This window comes from Intrasporangium chromatireducens Q5-1 (assembly GCF_000576575.1).
Classification (GTDB): Bacteria; Actinomycetota; Actinomycetes; order Actinomycetales; family Dermatophilaceae; genus Intrasporangium_A; species Intrasporangium_A chromatireducens.
In genome coordinates, this window is record NZ_AWQS01000403.1 from 1 (window position 1) to 2,263 (window position 2,263).

A 2,263-nucleotide genomic window follows, 5' to 3' on the forward strand; every position below is an offset into this window, starting at 1 on the left:
CCCCGCCCGAGCGCGACCGACGCGGAAGCCCTGGCGGCAGTGAGCGGCATACCTCTCGATCCCGCGGACCTCGACGGGATCGCGGAGCTCGACCTCGGTCGTGGGGCGCGGCGCGGCTATCCGGAGGCGATCTTCTGCGAGGGCAAGACGGTCGCCCAGGTCCGCGCCATCGCGGCGAACCTCCGGCGCGCGACCGCGAGCGGGGAGACCAGCGGCGCAGCGTTGTTCACCCGCATCTCTGACGAGCAGGCAGCGGCTGTCCTGGCGGTGCTGCCCGAGGCGCTGCACGACGAGACCGCGCGGGTCGTCGCGTGGCCGCCGACGGCGCCCGAGCCGACCGGCGGCCTCGTCGCCGTCTTCTGCGCCGGCACATCGGACCTGCCCGTCGCCCGCGAGGCCGTCCTGACGCTGACCTACCTCGGCCGCCCGACGGAGCTCGTCGTCGACGTCGGCGTCGCCGGCCTGCACCGGATCCTCGACCGGGTCGACCTCATCGCCGAGGCCCGCGCGATCGTCGTCGTGGCCGGCATGGACGGGGCGCTGGCGAGCGTCGTCGCCGGCCTCGCCCGGGCGCCTGTCGTCGCGGTGCCGACGTCGGTCGGCTACGGCACCGCCTTCGGTGGCCTCGCGCCGCTGCTGACGATGCTCAACGCGTGCGCACCGGGCGTCGGGGTCGTCAACATCGACAACGGCTACGGAGCCGGGCACCTCGCCGCCCAGATCGCCGCACCGTTCTGACGCGATCGGGCTGTTCGAGGGTGAACTCACCGGTGTACCAGCGTGTTCGCTCAGGAACGGCGCCTTCGAGGAGCCGTATGCCGCTGGGCCCGGCGGCGCTCGGACGCCCGGTCCCGCTCGGCTGAGGTTGCCTGCCGGTCAGGAGCGCAGACCCTCGGGGAGGGTGCGGCCACTGGCGAGGCCCGCGTGGGCCGCCGCCGCCCGGGCGGCCTCCAACACGTCGCGGACCGGTCGGCCGAGGACCTCGGCGGCGGCCGCCACGTCCCGGAACTCGGGCGTCGCCCGCACGATCCGGCCGTCCCGGTGAGCCACCTTGACGCCGATGTTCCTGCCGTCGACCTCGACGGTCACCCAGCCGCGGGCCAGCTCCCAGCGGCGAATCTCGCTCTCCCGCAATCCGATGGTGCTCGTGAGCTCGAAGACGAGGTCGCGCAGCGACGCGACGTCCCGCTGATGGGCGAGCACGGATAGGACCTGCGCGGGGCGTCCGCGCTTCATGACGATCGGGGTGAGCCACGCATCGGCCGCACCCGCATCGAGGAGGGCCTCCACGACGGAGGGCCAGACGCGCGGGTCGAGGTCGTCGACGTTCGCCTCGAGCAGGGACATGGCACGAGCGGCCAGGTCGTCCGCCGCGGCCTCTCCGTGACCGGTCGGCGAGTCGGAGAGACCGAGAGCGACGCGGGTGACGTTCGCCAGGCCGGGGCGGTCCCTCGTCCCGGCTCCGACGCCGGTCGCGATGAGCCGCATGCGCGGCAGCGGGCCCTGCTCGTGCGCCAGTGTGGTCACGAGGGCCACCCCCGTCGGGGTCGCGAGCTCGCCCTCATCGCCGGCCTCGCCCTCACTGCCGGCCTCGACCTGCCAGCCGGCGGCGAGGCCGGCGACGGCTGGTCCGGGCACGGGCAGGCGTCCGTGCGAGCCGGTGACGAAGCCACTGCCGAGGGCGAGCCGGCTCACGACGACCTCGTCCACGCCGAGGTCCTCGAGCCCGGCGCACACGCCCACCACATCGGCGATGGAGTCCCAGGAGCCGACCTCGTGGAACTCCACCTCGTCGATCTCCGTGCCGTGAGCCGCGGCCTCGACACGGGCGAGCGCCTCGAACGCCGCCAAGGCGCGGGAGCGGGTCCGCTCCGGCAGCGCGGCGCCGCCGAGCCGGTCCCGGATCTCGGCCCACCGACGGTGGTGTTGGTCCTCGGCCAGGAGGTCGACGTGCGCTTTGGCGGCCCGGAGGCCGGCCCGCGTCGTCTCCGAGACTCCGATCCGCACCGTGTCCGGCACGACCGCGTCGATGCACTCCTGGATCGGCTCGAGCTCGGCCCCGAGGTCGAGCAGCGCCCCGAGGAGCATGTCTCCGGCGAGGCCGGCCGACGCGTCGACCCAGGCGACAACCCGTCCCTGACCACGAGCTTCCATGTCCCCCACGCTAGTCGGGGGCGCGCCATCCGGCGCGGCGACCGGCCTGGCAGCCGGGTCAGCGTGGGCCGGTCAGCGCGGGGCCGGATGGCGCAGGCCGGTCAGCGCG

Annotated in this window: 2 protein-coding genes; one reads left to right on the forward strand and one right to left on the reverse strand. The window is 74.8% G+C overall.

The window, feature by feature from the left end:
- Nucleotides 1-48 precede the first annotated feature (48 nt).
- The gene (gene larB, locus N864_RS21620) at nt 49-738 is read left to right on the forward strand and encodes a nickel pincer cofactor biosynthesis protein LarB (RefSeq protein ID WP_155893060.1); all 690 of its coding nucleotides are present in this window, start codon (nt 49-51) and stop codon (nt 736-738) included.
- 138 nt (nt 739-876) lie between these two features.
- On the opposite strand, the gene larC is transcribed toward larB, so the two are convergent.
- Nucleotides 877-2,154, reverse strand: coding sequence for a nickel pincer cofactor biosynthesis protein LarC (gene larC / locus N864_RS21625; RefSeq protein ID WP_034722330.1), 1,278 nt, complete (start codon nt 2,152-2,154; stop codon nt 877-879).
- Nucleotides 2,155-2,263 lie beyond the last annotated feature (109 nt).

What these genes read in the sequence shown, in the direction of transcription:
- larC (WP_034722330.1), bottom strand. Translation starts at nt 2,154, where the DNA reads ATGGAAGCTCGTGGTCAGGGACGGGTTGTCGCCTGGGTCGACGCGTCG.